Origin of the sequence: Salinibacterium sp. PAMC 21357, assembly GCF_000247645.1 — a bacterium.
In the GTDB taxonomy this organism is placed as follows: domain Bacteria; phylum Actinomycetota; class Actinomycetes; order Actinomycetales; family Microbacteriaceae; genus Rhodoglobus.
In genome coordinates, this window is the sequence record NZ_AHWA01000004.1 from 248,469 (window position 1) to 272,612 (window position 24,144).

23 protein-coding genes are annotated in these 24,144 nt (G+C 58.3%); 9 read left to right on the forward strand and 14 right to left on the reverse strand.

Annotation, left to right across the window (positions count from 1 at the left end):
- Positions 1 to 49: 49 nt before the first annotated feature.
- The 5 genes from ON14_RS04460 to manA all read right to left on the reverse strand — a co-directional run bounded on the left by ON14_RS04460 (position 50) and on the right by manA (position 5,043).
- Complete coding sequence (locus tag ON14_RS04460) at positions 50 to 376, reverse strand: WhiB family transcriptional regulator (RefSeq protein ID WP_010203447.1); 327 nt, start codon at positions 374 to 376, stop codon at positions 50 to 52.
- A 140-nt stretch (positions 377 to 516) separates the two neighbouring features.
- Positions 517 to 1,464: a GDP-mannose 4,6-dehydratase gene (locus ON14_RS04465; RefSeq protein WP_010203448.1), complete on the reverse strand. Its 948-nt coding sequence runs from the start codon at positions 1,462 to 1,464 to the stop codon at positions 517 to 519.
- On the reverse strand, positions 1,461 to 2,450 hold the full coding sequence (locus ON14_RS04470; RefSeq protein ID WP_010203450.1) for a GDP-mannose 4,6-dehydratase: 990 nt from the start codon (positions 2,448 to 2,450) through the stop codon (positions 1,461 to 1,463). The genes ON14_RS04465 and ON14_RS04470 overlap by 4 nt, the downstream gene beginning before the upstream one ends.
- A gap of 135 nt (positions 2,451 to 2,585) precedes the next feature.
- Positions 2,586 to 3,854: a lipopolysaccharide biosynthesis protein gene (locus ON14_RS04475; protein WP_010203453.1), complete on the reverse strand. Its 1,269-nt coding sequence runs from the start codon at positions 3,852 to 3,854 to the stop codon at positions 2,586 to 2,588.
- A 10-nt stretch (positions 3,855 to 3,864) separates the two neighbouring features.
- Positions 3,865 to 5,043 (reverse strand): mannose-6-phosphate isomerase, class I, encoded by a 1,179-nt coding sequence (manA, locus tag ON14_RS04480; RefSeq protein WP_010203454.1) that lies wholly within the window; start codon positions 5,041 to 5,043, stop codon positions 3,865 to 3,867.
- A gap of 108 nt (positions 5,044 to 5,151) precedes the next feature.
- On the opposite strand from manA, the gene ON14_RS04485 reads away from it, so the two are divergent.
- The 3 genes from ON14_RS04485 (at position 5,152) to ON14_RS04495 (ending at position 8,971) form a co-directional block, all read left to right on the forward strand.
- Entirely contained in the window at positions 5,152 to 6,336 is a 1,185-nt protein-coding gene (locus ON14_RS04485; RefSeq protein WP_010203455.1) for an acyl-CoA dehydrogenase family protein, read from the forward strand.
- A 9-nt stretch (positions 6,337 to 6,345) separates the two neighbouring features.
- Positions 6,346 to 7,674 (forward strand): O-antigen ligase family protein, encoded by a 1,329-nt coding sequence (locus ON14_RS04490; protein WP_010203456.1) that lies wholly within the window; start codon positions 6,346 to 6,348, stop codon positions 7,672 to 7,674.
- 145 nt (positions 7,675 to 7,819) lie between these two features.
- Complete coding sequence (locus ON14_RS04495) at positions 7,820 to 8,971, forward strand: O-antigen ligase family protein (RefSeq protein ID WP_010203457.1); 1,152 nt, start codon at positions 7,820 to 7,822, stop codon at positions 8,969 to 8,971.
- 9 nt (positions 8,972 to 8,980) lie between these two features.
- Here the strand turns inward: ON14_RS04495 and galE are convergent, their stop codons facing one another.
- Positions 8,981 to 9,958: a UDP-glucose 4-epimerase GalE gene (gene galE, locus ON14_RS04500; RefSeq protein WP_026037527.1), complete on the reverse strand. Its 978-nt coding sequence runs from the start codon at positions 9,956 to 9,958 to the stop codon at positions 8,981 to 8,983.
- Between the two features lie 108 nt (positions 9,959 to 10,066).
- Here galE and ON14_RS04505 point away from each other — a divergent pair, with 108 nt between their 5' ends.
- The gene (locus tag ON14_RS04505) at positions 10,067 to 10,678 is read left to right on the forward strand and encodes an N-acetyltransferase (RefSeq protein WP_010203460.1); all 612 of its coding nucleotides are present in this window, start codon (positions 10,067 to 10,069) and stop codon (positions 10,676 to 10,678) included.
- A gap of 147 nt (positions 10,679 to 10,825) precedes the next feature.
- Here ON14_RS04505 and ON14_RS04510 read toward each other — a convergent pair whose 3' ends face one another.
- From ON14_RS04510 to ON14_RS04545, 8 genes are all read right to left on the reverse strand, one after another.
- Positions 10,826 to 11,197 (reverse strand): DUF2304 domain-containing protein, encoded by a 372-nt coding sequence (locus ON14_RS04510; protein WP_010203462.1) that lies wholly within the window; start codon positions 11,195 to 11,197, stop codon positions 10,826 to 10,828.
- 210 nt (positions 11,198 to 11,407) lie between these two features.
- Positions 11,408 to 11,866, reverse strand: a complete 459-nt coding sequence (locus ON14_RS04515; RefSeq protein ID WP_337459750.1) for a glycosyltransferase family 2 protein — start codon at positions 11,864 to 11,866, stop codon at positions 11,408 to 11,410.
- Between the two features lie 129 nt (positions 11,867 to 11,995).
- The gene (locus ON14_RS04520) at positions 11,996 to 13,480 is read right to left on the reverse strand and encodes a DUF2142 domain-containing protein (protein ID WP_158000072.1); all 1,485 of its coding nucleotides are present in this window, start codon (positions 13,478 to 13,480) and stop codon (positions 11,996 to 11,998) included.
- Between the two features lie 106 nt (positions 13,481 to 13,586).
- Positions 13,587 to 15,119 (reverse strand): DUF2142 domain-containing protein, encoded by a 1,533-nt coding sequence (locus tag ON14_RS04525; RefSeq protein WP_026037528.1) that lies wholly within the window; start codon positions 15,117 to 15,119, stop codon positions 13,587 to 13,589.
- 47 nt (positions 15,120 to 15,166) lie between these two features.
- On the reverse strand, positions 15,167 to 16,522 hold the full coding sequence (locus ON14_RS04530; protein WP_010203468.1) for a glycosyltransferase: 1,356 nt from the start codon (positions 16,520 to 16,522) through the stop codon (positions 15,167 to 15,169).
- Positions 16,519 to 17,388 (reverse strand): glucose-1-phosphate thymidylyltransferase RfbA, encoded by an 870-nt coding sequence (gene rfbA, locus ON14_RS04535; RefSeq protein ID WP_010203469.1) that lies wholly within the window; start codon positions 17,386 to 17,388, stop codon positions 16,519 to 16,521. The genes ON14_RS04530 and rfbA overlap by 4 nt, the downstream gene beginning before the upstream one ends.
- Entirely contained in the window at positions 17,388 to 17,999 is a 612-nt protein-coding gene (locus tag ON14_RS04540) for a dTDP-4-dehydrorhamnose 3,5-epimerase family protein (protein ID WP_010203470.1), read from the reverse strand. The genes rfbA and ON14_RS04540 overlap by 1 nt, the downstream gene beginning before the upstream one ends.
- Before the next feature lie 105 nt (positions 18,000 to 18,104).
- Positions 18,105 to 19,097, reverse strand: coding sequence for a glycosyltransferase family 2 protein (locus tag ON14_RS04545; protein WP_010203471.1), 993 nt, complete (start codon positions 19,095 to 19,097; stop codon positions 18,105 to 18,107).
- A 66-nt stretch (positions 19,098 to 19,163) separates the two neighbouring features.
- Between ON14_RS04545 and ON14_RS04550 the strand changes: the two genes are divergently transcribed.
- From ON14_RS04550 to ON14_RS04570, 5 genes are read left to right on the forward strand one after another with little or no spacing between them, the layout of a single operon-like run.
- Positions 19,164 to 20,102, forward strand: a complete 939-nt coding sequence (locus ON14_RS04550; protein WP_010203472.1) for a glycosyltransferase family 2 protein — start codon at positions 19,164 to 19,166, stop codon at positions 20,100 to 20,102.
- Between the two features lie 53 nt (positions 20,103 to 20,155).
- The gene (locus tag ON14_RS04555) at positions 20,156 to 21,169 is read left to right on the forward strand and encodes an NAD-dependent epimerase/dehydratase family protein (RefSeq protein WP_010203473.1); all 1,014 of its coding nucleotides are present in this window, start codon (positions 20,156 to 20,158) and stop codon (positions 21,167 to 21,169) included.
- Complete coding sequence (rfbB, locus tag ON14_RS04560; RefSeq protein WP_010203474.1) at positions 21,166 to 22,149, forward strand: dTDP-glucose 4,6-dehydratase; 984 nt, start codon at positions 21,166 to 21,168, stop codon at positions 22,147 to 22,149. Before ON14_RS04555 ends, rfbB begins: the two co-directional genes overlap by 4 nt.
- A complete protein-coding gene (rfbD, locus tag ON14_RS04565) occupies positions 22,146 to 23,000 on the forward strand; it encodes a dTDP-4-dehydrorhamnose reductase (RefSeq protein ID WP_010203476.1) in 855 nt (284 codons plus the stop codon). The genes rfbB and rfbD overlap by 4 nt, the downstream gene beginning before the upstream one ends.
- A complete protein-coding gene (locus ON14_RS04570) occupies positions 22,997 to 24,127 on the forward strand; it encodes a glycosyltransferase family 4 protein (protein WP_010203478.1) in 1,131 nt (376 codons plus the stop codon). Before rfbD ends, ON14_RS04570 begins: the two co-directional genes overlap by 4 nt.
- The last annotated feature ends 17 nt before the right edge of the window (positions 24,128 to 24,144 follow it).

Below are 24,144 nucleotides of genomic sequence, written 5' to 3' on the forward strand. Positions count from 1 at the left end.
TCTGGGAGTTGCCCTCAACGAAAGGTCAGTAATCGTCTGTCGGCGCTGGCTAGCTTGCGCGCTTGCGCAGCTTGCGACGTTCCCGCTCGGACAGCCCACCCCAAATGCCGAATCGCTCATCGTTTTCGAGAGCGTATTCAAGGCACTGGCTGCGCACTTCACACGATGAACAAATCTTCTTCGCGTCCCGAGTCGAGCCGCCCTTTTCTGGAAAGAAAGCTTCTGGGTCCGTTTGAGCGCAAAGCGAGTCGGTCTGCCACGAGAGGGCATTGCCGTCTTCATCGGCGAGCGGTTGCCGCACACCAGGAACCCCAAGTCGTACGGGGTCGACAAACCAGTCGTCAGGAACTCCCGAGCGGTATCCGCTGTTGTCCATCTGGTCTCTCTCCCCTCCGCCTTCAATGCTTCGCATCAAATCGCGTTACATAATTACACCGGTGTAGTTCCTCAGAGTCAAGTCGCAGATCATAATTGCCTCGACCAGAACTTAAGGGTTATGGCGCGCCGTGACTTTGCTTAACTCAGCAAAGCGAGATCATGATCGACCATCGCCGCCACAATTTCATCAAACTTTACCGTTGGTGACCAATCTAGAATCCGGTGAGCCTTGCTTGCATCCCCCAGTTGTAGGGCAGCATCCCCCGAACGCAACAAACCATCTGACACGCGAACGCGCTCGGACCAGTCCTCCACACCTGCTCGAGTAAAAGCGGCGGCAACGAAATCGCGAACAGAATGCGAAATGCCTGTGGCGATCACAAAATCATCGGGCTCGGAATGCCGGGCTGTCTTGAGGAGAGCGTGGGCGTAGTCAGGCGCCCAACCCCAATCGCGCTGCGCGTCCATATTTCCGAGTTCGAGCGTCTCCTGCTTGCCTACCGAAATGCGGGCGGCAGCCGCCGTAATTTTGCGCGTGACGAAAGTCTCCGGACGTCGGGGCGACTCATGGTTGTACAAGATCACCGACGACGCCGCCACTCCCGCAGTGCGATAGGCGCCTACGAGGCCGTGTGCGTAAGCCTTAGCCGCCCCGTAAGGGCTCGTCGGCCGGATTACCGTCTGCTCGTTCTGGGGCGACTCTGTGGGCGCACCAAATATTTCGGCGCTGGAGGCCTGGACGAAGCGGATGTCGACAGCACCGCGATCATGGATCACTTTTACGGCAGCCAACATCTCTGCGACCACGGCGCCATTGAGCCTGGCAGTCAGGCCAGGATTTTGCCATGACTGGTACACAGAGCTCAGTGCAGCAAGGTTGTAAATCTCATTTGGTTCGATGTCGGCAATGAGCTCTGCGATCGCGCTACCAGTAGCGAGGTCAAGCTCGTGCGGAACAACACCAGCTGTGACGACTTCATCGGCATCACGCGTGACGCCGTGAACTTCGTAGCCTTGGGCGAGCAAGAGCTCCGCCAAGTAAGACCCATCTTGGCCAGTAACTCCGGTGATTAGCGCGCGGGTCATTGGATACCGGCAAGCTCTTTCTGCTCGGCCAGATCGGACTCAACCATCATCGCGATAAGCTCAGGAAATTTGACCTTCGGTTGCCAGCCAAGTCGCTCCTTTGCTTTTGTCGAGTCGCCCACCAATAGGTCGACTTCTGCTGGGCGCATGAAACGCTCATCCAGCTCGACGTAGCTGCTCCAGTCGTCAATACCGACAGCGGCGAATGCATGATCAAGAAGCACGCGGATGCTTTGGGTCTCCCCCGTCGAAATAACGTAATCGTCAGCATCATCCTGTTGCAGCATCAGCCACATCGCCTCAACATAGTCGCCCGCGAAACCCCAGTCGCGCTGAGCATCCAGGTTTCCCAGAGTGAGCTTGTCTTGCAAACCGAGCGAAATACGCGCGACTGCGCGACTAACTTTACGGGTAACGAATTCTGGTCCACGACGCGGAGACTCGTGGTTGAACAACACACCAGACGAAGCATGCATACCGTAGGACTCACGGTAATTAATGGTCATGTAGTGCCCGTAGACCTTGGCAACCCCATAGGGAGAGCGTGGCCACAGCAGGGTGTCTTCGTCTTGCGGCACCGTCTGCACCTTGCCAAACATTTCCGAACTCGAGGCTTGGTAGAAACGCACTTGCTGGCCGGTGGCGTCCATGTGAAGGCGCACTGCCTCGAGGGCGTTCAATACCCCCATCCCGGTAACTTCACTCGTGAGATGCGCGTTCTCCCACGAATAGGCAACGAACGAGATCGCGCCGAGGTTGTAGAACTCATCGGGCTTAGCGACGCTCATCGCCCGCATCAAACTCGAGAGGTCGGTGAGGTCGCCTGTCAATATTTCGACGTCAGGAATGACTCTCTCAAGCATTTCGCGCTTCGGGTTGTTCTGGCCGCGAATGAGCCCGTAGACTTTGTAGCCCTTCGACAGCAGCAGTTCTGCAAGGTAGAGCCCGTCTTGACCCGTAATTCCTGTGATGAATGCGCGCTTCATAATTGTCCTTCGTGCTTGCTGACTCGCTTGCGACCGGCTGGGGCGAATTTCTGAATAGATACTTCAGCGGATGCAACGCTACTGGAACTTAGGGCGCGATGCAGAGCACGGGACTGCACGGTCAACAGCGAAAACCTACTTCTCTGGCTGGGCGTCTTTTGTTCGAGTGGTCGCCACGATAAAAGCTCCTGTTTTTGCTCTGATGCGCCAGACGAATAATGCCTGGGTACACACGGATACCGTTTCGCCAATCGCGAGCCCCCACGCCCCACCCGCAGCACCATACGCTGTGCTCAGCGTCAGGATGGCTGGCACCCCAATTGCGGCAGCCAAAAGCACACTAATCATGAATTGGCGGCGCGCTCCCATGCCAACGAGAGTGATTCGGCCGAGCGAGGTTCCGAGAGCGATGCCCAGAGTCGCGACTCCAAGACCAAGTGCGGTGGGGCGGTCGATAGCAACAGCGGAGCCGAATAACGCTCCTGACAGCCACGGCCCCAGAACGGCGAAAGCTGTAAGGCCAGCGAGTCCAAGCGTGGCATGCACAATAAATGAACGACGAATCCGCTGACCAAATTCTGTGTCACCTGCCTCGACCACCCACCCCTGAAGCGCGTTGCCCAGCGCCGACACGGAGTACTGGCCGATGCGGTACAGCTTGTCGCCCGAAACGTAAGCAGCGGCCTGTGCAGTTGCCGCTGTTGCCCCAACGAAGGTGACCGCCAACGAGTTGTACGCTCCTCCCGCGACTTCCGTGGTCACTGCCGAACGGTTTGCACGAAATACGTCACGAACCGCAGCGCCGTCACTCCGCGTCAGCTCCGTGATGCCTGCTGTACGAAGAGAAAACAGACTCACGCTGAGCAGTGATGCCGCCACGAGCAATAGCGGGTACCAGAGCACATCACCGGCATTTAATACAACTACCGCCGCGATGACCGTCGCAACAATTCGTGGCGAAATCTCGTAGATGGCAATGAGGCTGGCTCGCCCTAGACCGATCATGAACCACGCGCTCGACAAACCGGTCAGACTCATCGCGACAGCCATCACTGCGGCATCCACCCGATATGCGCTTGGTGAAACTGCAGCCGCGATTCCTCCCGCGAGCACTGCGCTGGGTACCCACACGAGAAGTCGAGCCTGCACGCTCGTAGCAAGCAGTCTGGGGCGGATGCTCGGCTCAGCCAGTGCGATCAACGGGGGCCCTACGGTGTTGAAACCGAGAGCAACAATAAGCGCGAAGAAACCGCCACTGGACTGCCCAACGGCGATCGCGAGCCACGCATCAGCTCCGGCGACCCTCGCCAAAATCGGCAAGAACAAAAATGGCGTGATCAGGGACAGAAACGGCAGCCCCGCAAACCCGAGAATGCGTTTTGCGAAGCTTCCTCGCGCGGTCATAACGCCAACACTATTGCGTAGCCGCGACAAACAGCTGACCGGCTCCCCGAATCTTCAGCATGCCTTCATCCGGAGTAACAAAAACAGATTCGCCGCGGCTGAGCGCTGTCGAACCGTTAGCACCGCTGATCACAAAGTCGCCCAAAGTGCACAGCGCGATTGCAGCACTAGAGATGTCGATTGAGCAATCGCCGTCAACCGTCAGAAGTTGAAAATCGCGAATTGGGGGCGCGAGCACTTGCACGGCGCTATTGGCTCGCGTGGGGCGCAGATACGGCACCTGACTTGCGGAGAAATTGAGCACCCTCAGCAGTTCCGGAACGTCTACGTGTTTGGGGGTAAGCCCGCCGCGCAGGACATTATCTGAAGAACTCATCAATTCAATGCCAAGTCCCCCTAGATATGCATGAATATTGCCAGCAGGCAAGAACAGCGCCTCACCTTTGGCAAGAGTCACGTGGTTGAGCATAAGAGCAATAAGCACTCCCGAATCTCCGGGGTAGTGACTCGCGAGGCTACGCACGAGGGCAAACTCGTCTCCGGCAGTTTCGGCGAGCGCCGAGACCCTATCCACAAGGTTCGGCACTGGGGGTGCGGCCGAGATCAGCCATTCGAACATCGCGCGCATATCGGAGTCATCCCGCGCCAAAGTCAGCCACTCGGAAAAGAGGTCTGGCTGGGGGTTGCTGCCCGCGGCATCCATCTCGGCAAGGTGTTCAATGGATGCTCTGGTCTGGGCCATCGCACGAAATCCGCACAGCGCCTCAAAAGTGTCGCTCACTGCGACGATGAGTTCTGGCTTAGCGGATTCATCTTTATAGTTGCGGTTTGACGCCGTTATAGGGACGCCTGCCGCGTTCTCCCGGGCGAAGCCCTCCACAGCTTGCGCGGTTGTTGGATGCGCCTGGAGCGAGAGTGGGGCACCGGCCGCGAGAACTTTGAGCAAAAAGGGCAGCCTGGTGACTCCGCGACCCAGAATTTTCGCACCATCGCGCTGGATCCACTCGTTGAGATCGCCCGCACCTCCTGGCTGCACCGGGTTTACGATCACGCTGGGGCAGCCCTGGTGGGCGCCCAACCAAAGTTCAGCCTCCGGCTTTCCTGTTGGTTCTATTCCCAGCAATGCGGAGATTTCCCCGGCGGAGCCCCACGCGTAATCGCGAGGGGTATTAGTGATGCCTACAAACATTCAGTCCACTCTTCTCGAAGCGTTAGACCAAAGTACCAACCGTCTAGAAGCGACGGGTACTCACGCTTTAGGCTCGCAGTGATTTCGACAAGCAATGGAGCGAAAATTATGTCATTTGAGACCCTCAGCAGCGACTTCTACGGTTACGAGAATGCCCTCACCGATCAGGAAAAAGACACCATCCTGAAATTGCGCGCTTTTCTCGACAGAGAGGTGCGCCCGATCGCTAACGACCTCTGGGCAAAGGCGGAGTTCTTTGATCGTGATGTTGTTGTCAAGGGACTCGCCGACCTCGGACTCTTTGGGCTTCCTTGGGCCGAGACTCAGCAGTTTCCGAACTCTGCCGTGTTCCGCGGCTGGGTTGCCCTTGAGCTTGCTCGCGTCGACGCTAGCGCTGCAACTCTCGTCGGAATGCAGAACGGCCTCGTCATGGGCTCGATTGGTGTTGCCGGATCTCAAGAGCAGCGCGATGAGTGGCTGCCCAAGTTTGCGTCAGGCGAGCTACTCGGTGCTTTCGGCCTCACTGAGCCCCTCTCGGGCTCCGACACCGCCCAGGGGCTGCGGACCGTGGCACAGCGTGACGGAGACAATTGGATCATCAACGGTGCCAAGCGCTGGATCGGTAACGGTTCCATCAGCGACGTCACGATCATTTGGGCGCGCGACGAGGCAGATAACCAGGTCAAGGGCTTCATCGTTCCCACCAGCACCCCCGGCTACTCCGCTACTCGAATTGAGAATAAGCAAGCGCTGCGCATCGTGCAGAATGCCGACATTGTGCTTGAGAACGTTGTGGTGCCGGAATCGAACCGACTGCAGAAATCCACGTCGTTCCGCGACACCGCGGCCGTGTTGCGTCTCACTCGCGCCGAAGTAGCGTGGGCTGCAGTCGGAAACTCGATCGGCGCCTACGAAGCCGCCGTCAAATACACCGGCGAACGCGTGCAATTCGGCAAAACGATCAGCAGCCACCAGCTCGTTCAGGAACACCTCGCCAAGAGCCTGGGCAACATCACCGCATCGATCGGGATGGTCACGCGAGTTTCCGAAATGCTCGATGAGGGCATCCAGAAAGATGAGCACGCCGCATTGGCCAAGGAATACACGGCAAGCCGCATGCGCGAAACCGTTGCTTGGTGCCGCGAAGTGCTCGGCGGCAACGGAATCGTGCTCGACTATGGCGTAATGCGCCACTTCGCTGACGCGGAGGCGATCTACTCGTATGAAGGAACCCGAGAAATGAATACGCTCATCGTGGGTCGCGCGATCACAGGCAAGGCAGCATTCGTCTAATCTTGCGTAATGCGACTGATTGAGCACCCGACGGCGCGTGCCTGGTTTCTTGTTCTCTCGCTGCTGATTCTTTTTGGTGGAGACGCTTGGCGTTTTTCTATTGGCTGGGTCCCCTTCGGCGCCGTCGCGATCGCTATCGCCGCAACGTGTGTTGTGATCCTGGTTCAGTCACGCGACCGCTGGAGCATCGGGGGGCTGCCCTACCCCTTCGTTGTCTTCATGGCATTGGCAACAGTGTCGTTGGCGTGGTCGCAGTATCCTGCCGCCAGCGCACTGGGGCTCCTCGGAACCTGGCTCACCGTGCTGGGGGCACTGACGCTGGCAATTAGTTTCACCTGGCAGGAACTACTTGTCGGCCTCGCCCGTGTTCTGCGGATCCTGATCGCCGCATCGTTACTCTTCGAACTCATCATTGCAACCATCGTTCGCGGTCCGATATTGCCCTGGACCGCGCAGCCAGAGGTTGCATTGCCCGGCTACGACACCATCCCGAAAATGCTTTTTTGGTCGCGCAATGAACTCTTCGAAACGTTCGACGACGGTCGCATTCAGGGCATAGTCGGCAACGCCAACCACCTCGGATTTCTGGCCCTTCTTGCGCTAATCGCATTCTCCATCCAATGGGCGACGGGCAGCGTCAGCAAGCGGTGGTCGATTACCTGGATCGCGCTTTCGGTTGCGACCCTGTTCTTGACGCGTTCGGCAACGGTGACCGTAGCGCTAGCGGCTGTCGCCCTCACCGCGGTGGGGCTGCTCATTATTCGCAGTCGTCGCACTGAGCGTGCGCGCCGCTGGAGTGCCCTCGGGTTCATCGCGCTCGCTATCGGCGGCGCTGGCGGCGCTTTCGCTCTGCGCGACACGATCTTTGGTCTACTCGGTAAGCGCAGCGACCTCACCGGTCGTGCCGAGATCTGGCAGACGGTGATCGGGCTTGCAGAACAACGACCAGTATTTGGCTGGGGTTGGGTCAGCGTCTGGATGCCGTGGACTGAACCCTTCAAGGGCTTGGTAATTCGCAACGGAGTCGTGCAGGTTCAAGCGCATGACACCTGGCTCGACTTATGGCTTCAACTCGGGATTATCGGTGTCATCGTGTTTGGCGCGCTAGTGGCTTCTACTTTCGTGCGTTCATGGCTTGCTGCCGTAGACCGCCCCCGCACTGCACCTGGCATTACTGATCCGTATTCAGCGCTAAGTCTGTTACCCATCCTGATCATGGTGGCGCTAATCGTGCAGAGCATTCCCGAAAGTCGATTGATAGGCGAATACGCCCTAGCAATGCTGGTGATATTTGCCGTCAAAACTAAGAGACCAGACTGGATGGTGCGCACCCCATGATTCAGCCCCCTCCCCGCTACCGCGTTGTAATTGACACAGCCGCTGTAGTGCTTGGCTCAGCCAGAGTCTCCGCTGTTCTCTCAACCGCAACCATCGCGGTTGCTCTTTGTGCTTTGCGCTTCGTCACACGATTGGCACAGCAGGCGTGCTCGGCGTCCTCATCAGCCTTGTGATCCTTGTCGCTGCGTCACTAGCCTCCCAATGGGGCAACATTGGGTGGCGCGCACTAGTACCGATCTCATTGATCGTGTTCGTCCTTTGGGCGTGCCTCACAATCTTTTGGAGCCAGTATCAGTGGGCGTCCCTCGCCGCACTGAGCTATCTGCTCACTTTTACCGTTCTGGGGATTTACATCGCCCTCGTGCGCGACACGATTCAAATCGTGCGCACCTTTGGCGACGTCATGCGATTCGTTTTGGTTGTCTCAATCGGATTAGAGATCCTGACTGGTCTTGTCTTCGACACATCGCTGAGAGCACTTTCGATCGCAGGCAACCTCGGCACGACGGACCCCATCCAAGGAATTTTTGGTGCCCGTAATCAGCTCGGAATAATCGCGGTGATTGCACTCATAACCTTCGCCACAGAGCTTCGCACCAAATCGCTGCAACGCGGCTACGCGATTGGTTCGCTCGTGCTTGCTGGCGCTGTATTGGTGCTCTCGCAGTCTCCGCTCGCCTTTGGTACTGCCTTGGTCGTTCTCGTCGCCAGCGGAGCGCTCTACGCTCTGCGGCGAGTGCCCTCCGGACGGCGTCGCTACTGGCAGTTCGTTTTGATCGGATTTGTTGGCGCTGCAGCTGTTCTTAGCTGGCTGTCGCGGGTCGCGATCGTTGCTTCATTCGACGCAAGCGGCGATTTAGACTATCGGCTTGGGGTTTGGCGACAGTTGTGGTCTCTGGGAGAAATCCATCGCCTCGAAGGTTGGGGCTGGATCGGGCCTTGGAATGCCGACCTTGCGCCTTTTACCGCATTCGGTAACTTTGGTGGTCGAGTTCCCGGGTCCGCCCACAACGCCTATCTCGACGTGTGGTTCCAACTGGGACTTGTCGGCTTTCTCATCTTTATTGGTTTGCTCGGACTCGCTTTTATGCGATCGTGGCTGCTCGCATCTCGACGACGCAGTGTAGTTTTCGCGTGGCCTGCGCTAGTGCTGCTCGTTCTCGTGGTGAGCGCCTTTGCCGAGAGTTCCTTACTCATCGAATTTGGCTGGCTGACGTTCGTGGTGTGCTGTGTTAAGGCCGCTCGAGAGCTTAGCTGGCGGAACGCGCTCGACACCAAGGCTCAATCCTCGGTGTAGGTGAACGCGTTATATCTGGGCAGAGACTCGCTCAAAGTACTGACGGGATTCCCACGCAGATTTCACAATGTCGCTGACCGTGTAGCGCGCGCTCCAACCGGTCAGTTCACGAATGCTCTCCACGCCGCCGACAACGGCTGCTGGGTCCCCCGAGCGGCGTTCAAGCACTAATGGTTCAAGAGCACTTCCACTCACATGAAGAATAGAGTCGACCATCTCTCGAACCGATGTGCCGATCCCTGTTCCGATGTTTAGCACCGTGTTGCCTGGCTCCTTGGGCAACGCGTCAAGCACGGCCAAGTGGGCTTCAGCTACGTCGCTGACGTGAACGTAGTCCCGTACGCACGTGCCGTCGAGAGTGTCATAGTCATCGCCGAAGATAAGGGGCGCTTTGTTAGCCGCTATCTGTTCGAAGCAGATCGGGATGAGATTCAGCGCTTGAGTGTCTCCCAGCTCAGGGCTTCCTGCCCCTCCGACATTGAAATACCGGAGGCTCGCCGCCCGCAACGGCCAAGCATTGGCCGATGCTGCGACGAGCTGCTCGCCGACGAGTTTTGTCGCCCCGTAAGGATTAATGGGGTAAGTGGGGGCATCTTCAGCGATTGCTCCTGAGGCCTCGCCATACACCGCGGCAGACGATGAGAAGACTAGATTGCTCACGTGCGCCGCTTCCATGGCAAGTAGCAGTTGCGCCACGCTTCCGACGTTCTGCTCGTAATACCACGCGGGTTTCTCTACAGACTCAGCAACTTGCTTTTTACCAGCAAAATGGATGACGGAATCAATGCGGTGTTCGCGCATGAGACTCTCTAGCTGCCCAGCGGAGCCATTCGCGATATTGACCGAGACGAGGGGCAGCTCCGGAATGCGATCACGCGAACCGGTCACGAGGTCATCAACTACCAGAACGTAATCTCCGCGTTCGACCAAGAGTCGGGAAGTGTGTGCTCCGATGTAGCCTGCGCCGCCGGTGACCATAACTCTCATAACCCCAGTCTACGAGTGAGTCTCGCATTCGCCAGAATTACGGATCAGCAGGAAGGTAGGATTTAAAGCGTTAAACCTTTGTTGTCAATTCATTCTTTTAGGAGTCTCATGACTGCACCCCGCGGCTTTGTTCACGACACAGCAGACGTTGCCGATAGCGCTCTTATCTCAGAGGGGTCGAAGGTCTGGCATTACGCGCAAGTGCGCGAAGACGCCTCTCTCGGCGAGAACTGCATCGTTGGCCGCGGCGCCTATGTCGGCACCGGCGTCGAAGTCGGACCGAACTGCAAGATTCAGAATTATGCCCTGGTGTACGAGCCCGCCAAACTCGCCGCCGGCGTCTTTGTCGGGCCGGCCGTCGTGCTCACAAACGATCACTTCCCTCGCGCAATCAATGCTGATGGCACATCAAAATCAGCAGACGATTGGCACCCAGTAGGGGTCGATATACGTGAAGGAGCGTCAATCGGCGCTAGCGCGACCTGCATCGCACCGTTAGTTATCGGGCGTTGGGCTCTTGTGGGCGCTGGTTCAGTCGTCGTTAAGAACGTGCCTGATTTTGCCTTGGTTGTCGGCAGTCCCGCTAAGCGCGTTGGTTGGGTAGGCGCAGCCGGACACCCGCTCACAGAGACAGCAACCGGCGAATGGGTCTGCCCCGTAACCGATGCAAAATATCGTGAAGTCGGTCCGGAGCAATTGGTTGAAATACCCGCCGAGTAGCTCAAAACGTTGCCTCGTTGCATCAGCGGGCGACCCGCACCATTAATGTCGGTACAGAGCCTTCAGCGTCACTGACGAGCCAAGGGCCGCCGTCGTCGACGGGTGCACCCCACAGTCGCAGACTGCTGTCTCGGCGGGTGGTGAGCACTACCGACCGTCGTCGGCCGCCGTCGTCTCGTGAACGGCATCCGGGCTTTGGGCCGAAAGCAACGCAACCTTGCGTGCCAGCTCGGTGATGTCTTTTTCCGTCCGACGGAATCGGCGGTACGAGGTCGCAACAAAGCCAAGGAAAACCAGCACAGTGATATACAGCAGCAGGTCAGCACCTCGACCAACTCCCACCAAGTTGGCCGCATACGTCCATAGGCCCGGCAAGAAGACAGAGGATACCGCCGCGACCATGAACAACAGCATCAGGATGCGTTGCATCGCCTGATGCCGCGCTCCCCCACCGCGAAGCATGAAATAGCCGGCGATGAGAATAACTACTGCAGCACTTATCTGAAAAATGATCATCATGGGATTACCTAAAGACTATTTCTACGAGGATATTGACTGCATTGAGAAGGGATTGCCCCTTCTTCTTGGAGTATTCGGTGTAAACGATGTGTGTGGGAAATTCTGCCCATCTGGCTCGTGAGGCGCTGATCTGGTCGACCAGCTCAGAGGCGTGTGCCATGCGATTTTGTTCGAGACGAATATGCGAGAGCAAGTCGCGTCCAATTGCTCTCAATCCGTTGTAGCGTCAGTCAGCGCCATACCCGTCGTCGCCCTGGTGTAAGCAGCTGCCGTTCGAAGCACGAGACGTTTAGCCTTTCCCATCGACGTGCGGTTATCCAAGAAGCGCGAGCCGATAACAACATCGAGATCGCTGTTGCGAAGTTTGGCAACCATCTGTATGGCGTCGGCAACCTGGTGCTGACCGTCGGCATCGAAGGTAACAACCTCGGTCATCTTGGGGTCTAATAGCGCAAACTCAAAGCCGGTTTGCAGACTCGCGCCCTGGCCCAAATTAATCGGATGAACGACCACCGTTGCGCCGGCGGCTTGCGCGACAGCCGCGGAGTCGTCTGACGAGCCGTCATCGACACACACAATGTGAGGGAACGAATGCTTGAGTTCCTCAATGACAGTCCCGATCATGCTGCCCTCGTTGTACATCGGTACAACAACCCAAGTTCGACCCATAGTGTCAAGTTTGACACAACGAAAATCGCTGAGGAGACGATTCTGACGGTCAGGGCACTAATGCTCCCGAATTGCCGTTCGGGTTCAGCAAAACTGGGCGCGCAACGTGCCCCCTTGAGCGCGACCGAGTTAGGCAGAAACTGGGTGAAGCGCTTTCTCATCGTCGTCAACATCGGATGCAACCGCGCCAATAATCGTCATCTCGCGCGCCAAAATAGTGACCAGTCCTGCAAAGGCAAGGGAACCGACCGCCCACACAACCATGGGCGCGGGCGCTCCAGACCAAAACCACTCAACGCCGGCATTGAGGTTCCATCCTGGGACGTCGTTGCCCGTGATGTAGCGGCGCATGTTCATGTGGAGTGCCACGAGATTCGCTGCACTAAGCGCGATCACGACGGCAGTGGACTGAATGCGACCAAGGGAGAACTTCTTGCGACCCACCTGCACCACCAAGAGACCGCCTAACAATACAAGGAGCGGCAAAATGTAGCGCGGTTGAACTTGCTCCCCCACTTTGTCTCCTCCCTGAGTGAGAACGTACGTGGGCAAAGCCCAGAGTACGAAGCCCACCGAGGCAACAACGAATGCTTTGCGCCACGTCAAGACAGCGAGCCCAAGAAAGCCAACCCCGACGAAGACGGCAGTTCCCAAAAAAAGGACCGATGCCGGGATAGGAGTGTCAAACCAGCCAAGCGCCCATCCGCCGAAGGCACCCGTCCAGAGCGAAGGAGCGTTCAAGAGATTGTAGGCAAGCAAGCCGAAACCGGCCAAGCTGTCAGATGTGGTGACGGCCTGCTCCGCTGCGGGGCCAGCCTCTTGTCCGCCAAAGCCGTTGATCCCGGCGGAGGTCTGGCGCGCTGAAAAGAAGAAGGCTGCTGAAATCAGAATCATTGTCAGTGGCAATAGTGAAAGCAGCCAGAACCGCCGCGTGTTCTCAAACGCCAAAATAGCTGCGACGCCGAGAGCTCCCACCACGTAGAGGGCAGAATCCCCGCGAGAACCGGCAGCCATCAGAACAGCAACGACAACGAGAAGAGCCGAGATCCAACGCACGGTCTGGTTTCGCGCTTCGTAAAAGCTCAGCAAGGCTAGCCATGCCGATCCAACTCCCACAACAGCCCAACCGCTGGGGTTATTCGAGCTAATCAGGAAAACGCCCAGTGGCATCGTCGTTATCAGCCAGCCCCATACAAGTGCCGGTCGACGCGTGACAGGTAGGAGCACGTAGAGCGCGGTGGTTAGGGCGACAAAAAGCACCACGTTAAATAACCGCATAGCCATTACCGAGAAGTGCGCATCATCACTGACGAAGATGCTCATTACAGAGTAATAAAGCGGCGGATACGCATTGACGAAATTGCCGCGCATGGTTTCGACGAGCTCAGTTGTCTCGAAATCGAGCGTATTCTGGCACGCAGCGCTCTCTGTACTGAAAAAGGCGAAGCACGGCGATAGGAGCACTGCCTCAGGCACGAACCTCGTGGAGTCTGCCGAACCCGGTTGGCAGAAGGAGCCGTTTCCAGTCGAGCACCAGATGCTCACCAAATGGTAATCATCATCGGGCGCGGCGCCCATCGGCGAGGCGAAAGCCCAAGCCGACAGGGCGATCAATGCCAGAACCGGAGCTAGGTAGACGACGCGAAACGACGAATAAAGCGGATTCGCGACGACGCAGCGATAGGTTCAGAACGTCCGGGTACCATCCTTACAGGCTATCTCAGAGCCCACGAATGCCGTGTTGCTCAGCCGATTGGTTCGTCGCGGCAACGTCGCTCTGGGCGAGGTCCGTCTTGCGGTGTGCAGGCAGCAGCAGCGCCAGCGCTCCGGCGAAACACATCGACCCGACTATCCACGCGATGTTGGGAGTGATCAGAAGCGACCACCACCATTCACGCCCCGCGTCAAGATTAGGGCCCAACGCATCAATTCCCGTGACGTAGCGGCGAATACTGAGGTGCAGAGCAACAAACTGTGCTCCTGAAAGGGCAGCAACAATTACCCAGACTTGCGTCCGCGACAATTCGACAGACTGTGTGCGCGGGGTAAAGAACACGGCGCCGACAAAAACTACGACGAGTGGCAAGAGATAACGCGGCTGAAAGTCTTCGCCTACGTCTTTGCCCGCGAGTACAAGCAACATCACCGGCACAGCAGCGAGCGCCGCAGCCCCCAACGCCACAACAACTACTTTGCGAATAGAAGCCGCACGCGCCGCAACGAATCCCGCACCGATTAGCGCCGCCAGCGCACTCACCCACACAATTGATGGCATCGAGGTGTCTAACCATCCCAAGCCCCAGGATTGCCCAAAGACTCCCGTCCAGAGTGAGGGCACCTCCGTGAGATTAAGTACGAAACGGCGGATGAGAACGCCGAAGCTGAGCTGTTCGGTTAGCCCGCTCGTCACTACATCGACAGAACGCGAAGAACGAAAAAGAAGCGCGCAAATCGAAAAACTAGCGACGGGAAGCAGCGAAGACAGCCAAAAGCGTTGCGTACTTTCGAAAGCGAGAATCCCTGCCGCGAAGACAGCGAGAACGAAATAAATAGTGGCATCGCTGCGTGAGCCTGAGGCCATAACTGCAGAAAGGAGGAAAATCGCACCGAGCGCAACCCGCCTGCGTCCTCGTGACTCATAAAATCCGAGTAAGGCGAGCCAGCCGTAGCCAACGCCCATGATCGCCCAAGCACTGGGATTGTTCGATGACAATACGAATAGCCCGAGAGGAACCGTCGTGAGCGCCCACTGCCAGATCACAATCTGACGCCGGTTGACAGGCAGTAAGAGGCAGAGCGCTATTCCCAGACCGACGAAGAGCGCAATATTGACCAGACGCATTACGAGAACGGCGGCGTTCACGTCGGGGCCGACGAATACACTCATCGCGCCGTAGTAGACAACGGGATACCCGCCAGCGAAATTGCCACGTGCAGTTTCTTGCGTCGCTCCAGCAGCAAAATCGATACGGTTTTGGCAGCCAGCGCTCTTTTCAGCGTCGTAGGCGAAGCAGGCCGGGTCGGCGATCGCCGGAGGGACGAGTCTGGTTCCGGAATCTCCGCTAGGGGCGCAGTACTCAGAATCTCCCGTCGCACACCAAATACTGGTCAAATGGAAGTCGTCGTCAGGACTGGAGCCGACAGGCGAGGAAAGAGCCCAAGCAGCGAGCGCAGCGAACACCAAAAGAGGTGCCAAGAATGCTCCGATTCGACCGCCTGAGGGCGACAGCGCGGACCGCCGACGATTCAACATTGGTCAAAGCTAACGTGAACAAACTGTGAATGTGCTGTGAGCAAAACTTAGCTACGCAGACGTGCAAAAACTTTAGCAGCAGTCGGGCGAATTCCAGTGTGTCGAAGGTGATGCCAGGCCATCCGGATGTCGTGCCGCAGACCGTAGGGCTTGCGCGCTTTGCCCCCGAGCGCAACCCCACGACGGCGCGTTTCAGCGTGGTCAGCGGCGTGCTGCGGGTTAGCAACAAAGTTCACCAAAGGCGCGAGAGTGCGCTTCCAGTAGAAGTCTTCGCGAACGCGAGCGACGTTGCGTTTGCATTCGGCTGTGAAGTCGTCGTCGTACAGCACCCGATCGAGGGCTGCGGCTAGAGCATCCGCATCCTGAGCAGGCACGGTGAGGCCGAGTCCTTCGGCTTCAATGAGGTCGGCAAAGCTGTCGCCCTCAGTAACCACCATGGGCAAGCCCGCCCAGAGGTAGTCGAGGATGCGCGTGCGGAACGAGAACGTCGTCTCGATATGCGACATGTGGGTGCTGACGCCAGCATCCGCTTCGGTCAGATAATTTTGACGGTCGGCGTAGTCGACCCACTCTTCGTTGAAGAACACCGACGCGTTGAGCGCACCGAGCTCGGTGGCGAGGTCATGCGACTCACGCACGATTCCCATCTGGTCGACGCCCGGATGCCGGGTGCCCAGAAAGTAGAGCTTGGCCGTAGCGCGGGTTTCGGCGAGTTTCGCGACGGCGCGGATCAGAGTCTTGGGGTCGAACCAGCTGTAGACGCCGCCGCCCCAGATCATGAGCTTGTCGTCAGGGTTGATGCCCGGCAGGACGCCCTTGAGGGTGTCGCGCTCATGGGCGGGAGGCGTGCCTTCGAGCCCGAACGGCACGACGCTGAGGAGGCCTTCGAGGTGCGGGTCGTTTTCGTAAGTGGTCGGGCTGAGGCGCCCCAGTGCGGCCATTTGGCCAAAGTAGAAGAGGCGCTGTCGCTCAGAGGCGCACATGAAGAAGTCGCCGAGCGCGAGTTGCTCGTTGAGCACCTCGGTAGCGGTCGTCACGCGCAGCTCCCACGTGGCCCGGGCGAGCTCGCGGCCCTGCTCGAGCATCTCAAGGTGCATGGGGTCGTAAATATCAACGACCGTGATCTTGTCTGTCATGCGCAATGCTTCGAACTGGCGCATCGCGTGGCCTTGGAAGACCACAACGTCGCACCACTGTTCGAGCTTCGCGAAGGCGTCGTTCTCCCCCGGTGTGACGAGCGTGAGTTCGAAGGGAGCATCCACCGACTGAAGCTTGGTCGTCGTCATGAGCGTGACCTCGTTGCCCGCGTCGGCGAGCGCGAGAGCCATGTTCCACGAGCGAATCGCGGGCCCGGCCATCCGGGGACCAATGGGGTCACCCGTGATGATCAGTACTCGAGTCACTTCACTGCCGCCAACAGTCCTTCAAGGTAGACGCCGTACCCGCTCTTGACGAGAGGGGCAGCGAGGGCGGCGAGCTGGTCATCCGAAATCCAGCCAGCGCGCCACGCGATCTCTTCGATGCAGCCGATCTTGTAGCCCTGGCGGTCTTCGATCACTCGCACGAATTCAGTGGCCTGGACCATCGATTCGAAGGTTCCGGTGTCGAGCCAGGCCGTACCACGGTCAAGCACGTTGACCTGCAGCTTGCCCTGACTGAGGTAGTGCTCATTAATGGTCGAGATTTCGAGTTCACCACGAGCACTCGGAGTGATCGACTTGGCGATCTCGATAACCGAGTTGTCATAAAAATACAGGCCGGGAACCGCGTAGTTGCTCTTGGGTTCAAGCGGCTTCTCTTCAATCGACTGCGCGATGAAGTTCTCGTCGAACTCGACAACGCCGTAGGCCCGCGGGTTACGCACGTGGTAGGCGAAAATTAGCGAACCGTCGATGTCACTGTGCTGGCGCAGGTTCGACCCAAGCCCCATGCCATGGAAGATGTTGTCGCCCAAGACGAGCGCGACCTTTTCGTCGCCAATGAACTCTTCGCCAATGATGAACGCCTGAGCGAGACCATCCGGCGAGGGCTGCACGGCGTAGGACAGTTCGATGCCTAGTTCGCTGCCGTCACCCAGCAGTCGCTGGAACTGAGCTTGATCGTCAGGAGTCGTAATGATTAAGATTTCCCGGATGCCCGCGCTCATGAGCGTTGACAGAGGGTAGTAGACCATGGGCTTGTCGTAGATGGGCATGAGCTGCTTCGAGATGCCTTTGGTAATCGGCCACAAGCGTGTGCCGCTTCCACCGGCCAAAATAATTCCGCGCATTAGTTGCGTTCCTTTCGGTTCGCCTCGTAGTACTCCTTGACAACAGCGTACGACGGCAGCGAGCCACCGGCGAGGCGTTCGGCAAGGGTGGGCGCGATCTTGTCTTTGGGTGAGAGAACGAGTTCCTCGAGCTCGGGCGGGAAAACCAATCCGATCTCGGGGTCGAGCACATTGATGTCGTGTTCGGCTCCTGGCTTATACACGTCGCTCACAAGGTAGGTGAGAGTGGCATCTTCGGTGAGCGCAATGAACGCGTGACCGAGACCCTCAGCGACATAAACGGCACGGCGGTCGACAGTGTCAAGGATGACCGAGTCCCACTGACCGAAAGTCGGCGAGCCCTCGCGGATGTCGACGACGAAATCGATGCCGCGGCCATGCGTGACCGTGACATATTTGCCTTGCCCGGGAGGAACATCCGCATAGTGGATGCCCCGCACAACACCGCGCTTCGAGACCGAGGTATTGGCCTGTCGAAGGTTGAGCGGGTGCCCCACCACCTCTTCGAGTTTGTCGAAGCGGTACCACTCTAAGAAGACGCCGCGGTCGTCCGCGAATTGCTTAGGGGTGATTTCGTAGGAATCTGGCACCGAGAGTTCACGTATCTGCACACCCAGAATCTTACCCGGCGCACCTTGGCAGCTGTTCTCCCGACATCCAAGGGTGGTGCAACATAGACGGCAAAACGAAGTCTGCGTTAGTGGCACGGCATGGTTTCAGTCAACAGGCTGGAGGATGTCGCGCATAGCGTCGAGAGGTCCCCGTGAATATCGACCGTAGTTCCCCGCGAAGAACGCATGTGCCACAGCCGGAATGCGCCGCATCCGTGCTTCGGGCAAAGCATTGCGCATGTGCTCGTGATCGAGCTTCGCGCGCACACGGTTCAGTTTGTCATCACTAACGCGCGATCCGAGTCGCTGCAGCCGGTCGGCTAGCACTGTGATGTTCGCTTCGAGCCGCGCGTTGCGGGTGCGGCGAGGCTCCATCATTCGCCCAAACTTGCCCGCTAGCGTCAACTTCGTTGCACCGATCTGATTCGCGCCGTGCTGGCGGTAGTCAATCGTCGGCTGATCGATGAACCCCGTGGACCCGACCGCTGCCGCGATTACTCCCAACCATTCGTCGTGAACCCAGCTCGACGGGAATGGGGCAGCAAACTCGACCAAGCTCTGGCGAAAAACCATGCACGCTCCCGTTACGAGGTTTCGTCGCAGCAAGACCGAGAAAGCCTGGCCTGAGCGGATGCTCGCCACCTCTCGCGCGCTAACGCCGAGCGCACGCGACAGCGTGTGCCCGAGAGGAGAGCCTTCACTATCGACGAGCCGCGCATCGCTGTGGATGAGAGCAACAGCCGGATGAGCAGCAAACTCTTGCACGAACAACGCGAGTCGCCCTTGGTGCCAGACGTCATCCTGATCGCTTAATGCAATCAGCGAGCCAGAGCACGCGCGAATCGCTTGCTCGAAGTTTTTAGTTACCCCCAGCGGCGGTGTGTTTTCGAACACCGTCAGTTCTACCGCCGGGTACCGGGCCGCAATCGCGCGGGTGCGAGCGATCGTGTCATCTTTGGAGGCATCGTCTGACACCACAAGTTGGTGAGGGGCTGGTACTTGCTCAAGGATGCTGATGAGCTGTTCTTCAACGTAGCGGGCACCATTGTGCGTGCACAGAGCCACCGAAATGCGAGGGGTAGGCTCGAGCGCGCTCATTGTTCCAGCTTACGGCGCACACGAGGCCGCATTGCGCAACGCCAATCCAACTATCATTGTTGAGTTATGCCTGCCGATCTCACCCCCGGGGTGCTCCCCCTCGTCACAGTGCTTCTGGCGACCCACAACGGCCGACGCTGGCTTCCCGAACAACTGGACAGTGTTCTTGCTCAAGAGGGTGTCGAGGTTGAGATTTTTGCACGCGATGACATCTCTACAGACGGAACCGCTGAGTGGCTTACCGAGCGGGCCACCGCTGAACCACGGCTCACAGTCATCCCGAGCGACGGAGCTTCGGGTAGTGCCGCCGCTAACTTTTATCGCCTCGTCCAGCTGGCGCCGCGCGACCGCGAGTACTACGCATTCTGCGACCAAGATGACATTTGGATTCCTGCGAAGCTCGCTTCGCATGTGCGCTTGAGTACAGCCCTTGGCGCCGACGGGGTCTCCTCGAACGTGACGTCTTTCACCGCCAATGGCGAGCGCAGCCTAATCAGGAAAGACTTCCCGCAACGCCGTTTCGATTATTTGCTTGAGAGTCCTGGCCCTGGCTCGACCTTCCTCATGTCGAATCGACTTATGGAACTCACCCGCCGCTATCTCGACTCCGCCGATGCGACAAAGCCGCCGCAGTACCACGACTGGTTGTTGTACGTGCTGGCACGCGCCCATGGCTGGATATGGCACATCGATGCCGTGCCCACAGTCGAGTACCGACAACACGATGCCAACGTAATGGGAGCCAACGTCGGCGCCCGTTCCGCGTTCTCGCGACTCTCACTTGTGCGTGAGCAGTGGCATCGCGGCCAAGCTCGACTTTTGGTCCGCATCGCTCTGGGCGTTGCTGACGAAGCACACCGCTCTGAATTGCATCGCATGCGCGAACTTGTCGATCAGCGCAGTATACGCGCTCGATTCGCGCTAGCTCGCCGTGCGTCACAACTCAGGCGACGCCCAAGAGACCAATGGATAATCGCGCTATTGATCATTGCTGGTGTGTGGTGAGCAGACAAAGCGACGTGAATGAGCAATCAGGCACAAAAAGAGAAGGTAGTTCTATGAAGATTTTTGTCGTCGGTGGTAGCGGCTTTATTGGCACCCGCCTTCTCGAAACCTTGCACGAGCAGAACCACCAATTCACCAACTTTGATCGCCAAATCTCCGCGAAATTCGCAGACCAGTCAGTCGCTGGAGATATTCGATCTACTGAAGAACTAACCGCAGCGAGCGTCGGGCACGATGCGATCATCAATCTAGCTGCAGAGCACCGCGACGATGTCTCGCCACTGAGCCTCTATACGGAGGTCAACGTCGGCGGCGCTCACGCCCTCGTAGCTGCTGCTGAAGCCAACGGCATCCGGCGCATTATCTTTACCAGCACTGTCGCCCTCTATGGTCTTGACAAGAACAATGCAGCCGAGGATTCTGTGCCTGAACCCTTCAACGAGTATGGCCGCTCGAAGCTGGCAGCCGAAGGCGTTTTCAGCGAATGGGCACATGCGGATCCCGGCCGTTCGCTTGCGATTGTGCGACCGTCGGTGGTGTTTGGCGAGGGTAACCGCGGCAACGTCTACAACTTGGCAAAGCAGGTTTCTTCTGGCCGGTTCCTCATGGTGGGCAAGGGCGAGAACAAGAAATCGATGGCGTACGTTGGCAACATCGTTGGATACATCGCGAGTCGAGTCGACGCCCCCAGCGGTGTCGAAATTCGCAACTTCGCTGACAAACCTGATCTGTCCACCAACGAGCTCATCGCGATTCTGCGCAATGAAATGAATGTGCACGCAGCGAGTACCCTGCGTCTTCCGCTGACGCTGGGGATAGCTGCTGGCTACGTTTTCGATGCTGCGGCTAAGATCACCCGACGCACTTTTCCGATCAGCGCGGTGCGCATCCGCAAGTTTGCCGCCGATACTACCGTCAATACGGACCGACTTCGTGACTCTGGCTACACCGCCACCTACAGCTTGCAGGAAGCACTCAAGCGAACGCTTGCCTCAGAATTTCCTGCCACCATCGTTGTGGTGCCCACCGCAAAATCCGCACCCAACACCGATAGGAATCCTCTATGAAACTTCTCGTGACCGGCGGCGCCGGCTTTATCGGCTCAAACTTTGTTCGCCGCACCATCGAAGACGCCTACCCCGGCCTTGCCGGAGCAGATGTTGTAGTCCTTGACGCGTTGACATACTCGGGCAACCTCGAGAACCTCGCTCCCGTCGCCGATTCCCCCCGCTACTCGTTCGTTGAGGGCGATATCCGCGATGCCGACCTTCTCGATGGGTTACTCGGCGATATCGATGCCATTGTCCATTTCGCGGCAGAGTCCCACGTCGACCGTTCGGTACGCGATGCGAGCGCATTTGTTGAAACCAACGTTCTCGGAACCCAGCGCCTGCTCGACGCCGCGCTGCGCGCCAAGACGCCGCGTTTCGTGCATGTCTCCACCGATGAGGTCTACGGCTCGATCGCCGAAGGTTCGTGGGACGAACTGCGCCCACTCGAGCCGAACTCCCCCTACTCCGCATCGAAGGCTGGCAGCGATTTGCTCGCGCGCAGCTACTTTCGCACCCACGGCCTCAACGTGTCGATCACGCGCTGTTCAAACAACTATGGGCCTTACCACTTCCCCGAGAAGCTGATCCCGCTGTTCGTAACGAACCTCATCGACGGCAAGCACGTTCCGCTGTACGGCGAGGGCAACAACATTCGCGACTGGCTGCACGTTGACGATCACTGCCGCGGAATCGCACTCGTCGTAACGGGTGGTCGCGCGGGCGAAATTTACAACATTGGCGGCGGTACCGAACTCACCAACAAGGAACTTACTCAGATGCTCCTTGACCACACGGGTACCGACTGGTCGTCTGTCGACCGCGTCGAAGACCGTCTCGGTCACGACTTGCGTTACAGCGTCGACATCTCCAAGATCAGCTCTGAGCTCGGCTATGCGCCCCAAGTACCATTCGAGACTGGGCTTGCTGAGGTTGTGCAGTGGTACCGCGACAACCGCCAGTGGTGGGAGCCGCTCAAGGACAAGGCCGCACTGTGACCCGTATTGCTGTAGTTGGCGCCGGGGGGATGCTCGGCACCGACCTAATGCACGCCCTCAACGGTCGCGACGCTACCGCGCTCACGCGCAAAGAACTTGACATCACAGACCGCCAAGCGGCCCTAGATGTTCTGGCTGGCTTCGACGTCATCATCAACGCATCCGCCTACACGCGAGTGGATGACGCAGAGTCCGACGAAGAGAACGCCCACCTCGTCAATGCGGTTGGCCCGCACAACTTGGCTCTCGCTGCGGCTGCGCACGGCTCTCGCCTTGTGCAGATCTCGACGGATTACGTCTTTGATGGCACGGCAACAGAACCGTACGCAGAGGATTCACCCCGTAACCCGGTATCGGCCTATGGCCGCACGAAAGCGGCGGGAGAGCTGCTCGTGCTCGAGCGCAACCCCGGGCGCACCGCAATTGTTCGCACCGCGTGGCTCTATGGCAAGAACGGTTCGAATTTTCCGCGCACGATGCTGAAGCTTGCTGCCAATCGGGACACCCTTGATGTGGTGAACGACCAGGCTGGGCAGCCCACGTGGACCGGTGATCTCGCAGCTCAACTGGTTGCTCTTGTCGATGCTGGCACCCCGGCAGGAATCTTCCACGGCACCAACTCAGGTCGCGCCACATGGTTCGATCTCGCACAGGCCGTATTCGTTTGTGCCGGACTCGATCCTGATAGGGTCAAGCCGACCGACAGTTCAGCTTTCCAGCGGCCAGCGCCGCGACCAAGCTTCTCTGTCCTTGGTCACCAAGCGTGGCTCGATTCGGGGATTGAACCAATGCGTGATTGGAAGCAGGCGTTGCAAGCCGCCTTTAATTCAGGAGCATTGACTGCAGAATGACCACTCTTCGCGTCATCATCGATGAGATGCTCGCGCCGACGCCCGGCAGCATCGCCCGATATTCTGAGGAAATGACGAGAGGGCTCATTGCGAGCGCGCCCAACAACTGTTTCGTAGAAGGGTTCGTGTCGGCATCGACTGAGCCTGAGTATGAACTCATCGCCGATCGCTTACCGAATTTGGCCAAGCTTCATAAGAGCGCCCTGAGCCGCCGCGAGCTTCGCGCATCGTGGCAGCACGGTTTCACTAAAGTTCCGGGCACTGGCATGCTGCACGCGACGAGTCTTCTGGCTCCCCTTCGTCGCCATGATCGTCTGAATCGCGGCGATCAGATCGTTGTAACGGTGCACGACACCATTGCTTGGACTCGCCCTGACTCTCTGGGCAGCCGTCAGGCAGCCTGGAGTCGCGCGATGCTGAAGAAGGCGGAGAAGTACGCAGACGCCGTTGTCGTTCCCAGTCACACGGTTGCTGAGCAGCTAGACGGGATTGCGAATTTCGGCGACCGTGTACGTGTCATCAGCGGCGCCGCTAGTACGAGCCTGCGGGTGCCAGACAACGTTGAGGAACGTGCAGCAGAACTCGCGCTGCCTGAGCGCTTCCTGCTCGCCATTGGCGGCCTTGAACCTCATCGCGCAATCGATCACCTCATCCGCGCTCTGCGCGACCTCGACGATGACGTAATTTTGCTGTTAGTTGGGCCAGAGCCGGACGACGAGACTATAGCGGCGTTTGTCGCCGCTGAAGGAATCAGCCCCGAGCGGGTTCGCTGCCTTGGCACTCTCAGCAACGAAGATCTCTCGGTAGCGTTCGATCATGCCGCCGCATTCGTGTACCCGAACCTCGATGTTGGTTTTGGAATGCCCGTGCTTGAGGCCCTTTCTTTCGGCATTCCGGTTGTGCACTCGGACGCCCCAGCGCTGCTTGAACTTGCCGCTGACGCTGGAGTCGTCGTAGTGCGTGAACCGGCCGAGGGCTACAGCGAAGCGCTCGCTGAAGGAATCGCACGAGTACTCAGCGACGCAGTGTTCGCCGAGCGTCTGTTCTATGCCGGCCAGGATCGCGCTCGCGCCTTCAACTGGCGCATGTCTGCCGAAAAAGTGTGGCAGCTTCACGCAGACCTTTAGGACTTTTCCCGGGTCGG

Coding starts and splice junctions, on each gene's coding strand:
- ON14_RS04555 (WP_010203473.1), top strand. CDS start 20,156: ATGAAGATTTTTGTCGTCGGTGGTAGCGGCTTTATTGGCACCCGCCTT.
- ON14_RS04515 (WP_337459750.1), bottom strand. CDS start 11,866: ATGGGTCGAACTTGGGTTGTTGTACCGATGTACAACGAGGGCAGCATG.
- ON14_RS04465 (WP_010203448.1), bottom strand. CDS start 1,464: ATGACCCGCGCGCTAATCACCGGAGTTACTGGCCAAGATGGGTCTTAC.
- ON14_RS04470 (WP_010203450.1), bottom strand. CDS start 2,450: ATGAAGCGCGCATTCATCACAGGAATTACGGGTCAAGACGGGCTCTAC.
- galE (WP_026037527.1), bottom strand. CDS start 9,958: ATGAGAGTTATGGTCACCGGCGGCGCAGGCTACATCGGAGCACACACT.
- ON14_RS04525 (WP_026037528.1), bottom strand. CDS start 15,119: ATGTTGAATCGTCGGCGGTCCGCGCTGTCGCCCTCAGGCGGTCGAATC.
- ON14_RS04570 (WP_010203478.1), top strand. CDS start 22,997: ATGACCACTCTTCGCGTCATCATCGATGAGATGCTCGCGCCGACGCCC.
- ON14_RS04460 (WP_010203447.1), bottom strand. CDS start 376: ATGGACAACAGCGGATACCGCTCGGGAGTTCCTGACGACTGGTTTGTC.
- rfbB (WP_010203474.1), top strand. CDS start 21,166: ATGAAACTTCTCGTGACCGGCGGCGCCGGCTTTATCGGCTCAAACTTT.
- ON14_RS04485 (WP_010203455.1), top strand. CDS start 5,152: ATGTCATTTGAGACCCTCAGCAGCGACTTCTACGGTTACGAGAATGCC.
- ON14_RS04490 (WP_010203456.1), top strand. CDS start 6,346: ATGCGACTGATTGAGCACCCGACGGCGCGTGCCTGGTTTCTTGTTCTC.
- ON14_RS04545 (WP_010203471.1), bottom strand. CDS start 19,097: ATGAGCGCGCTCGAGCCTACCCCTCGCATTTCGGTGGCTCTGTGCACG.
- ON14_RS04475 (WP_010203453.1), bottom strand. CDS start 3,854: ATGACCGCGCGAGGAAGCTTCGCAAAACGCATTCTCGGGTTTGCGGGG.
- ON14_RS04505 (WP_010203460.1), top strand. CDS start 10,067: ATGACTGCACCCCGCGGCTTTGTTCACGACACAGCAGACGTTGCCGAT.
- ON14_RS04510 (WP_010203462.1), bottom strand. CDS start 11,197: ATGATGATCATTTTTCAGATAAGTGCTGCAGTAGTTATTCTCATCGCC.
- ON14_RS04550 (WP_010203472.1), top strand. CDS start 19,164: ATGCCTGCCGATCTCACCCCCGGGGTGCTCCCCCTCGTCACAGTGCTT.
- manA (WP_010203454.1), bottom strand. CDS start 5,043: ATGTTTGTAGGCATCACTAATACCCCTCGCGATTACGCGTGGGGCTCC.
- rfbA (WP_010203469.1), bottom strand. CDS start 17,388: ATGCGCGGAATTATTTTGGCCGGTGGAAGCGGCACACGCTTGTGGCCG.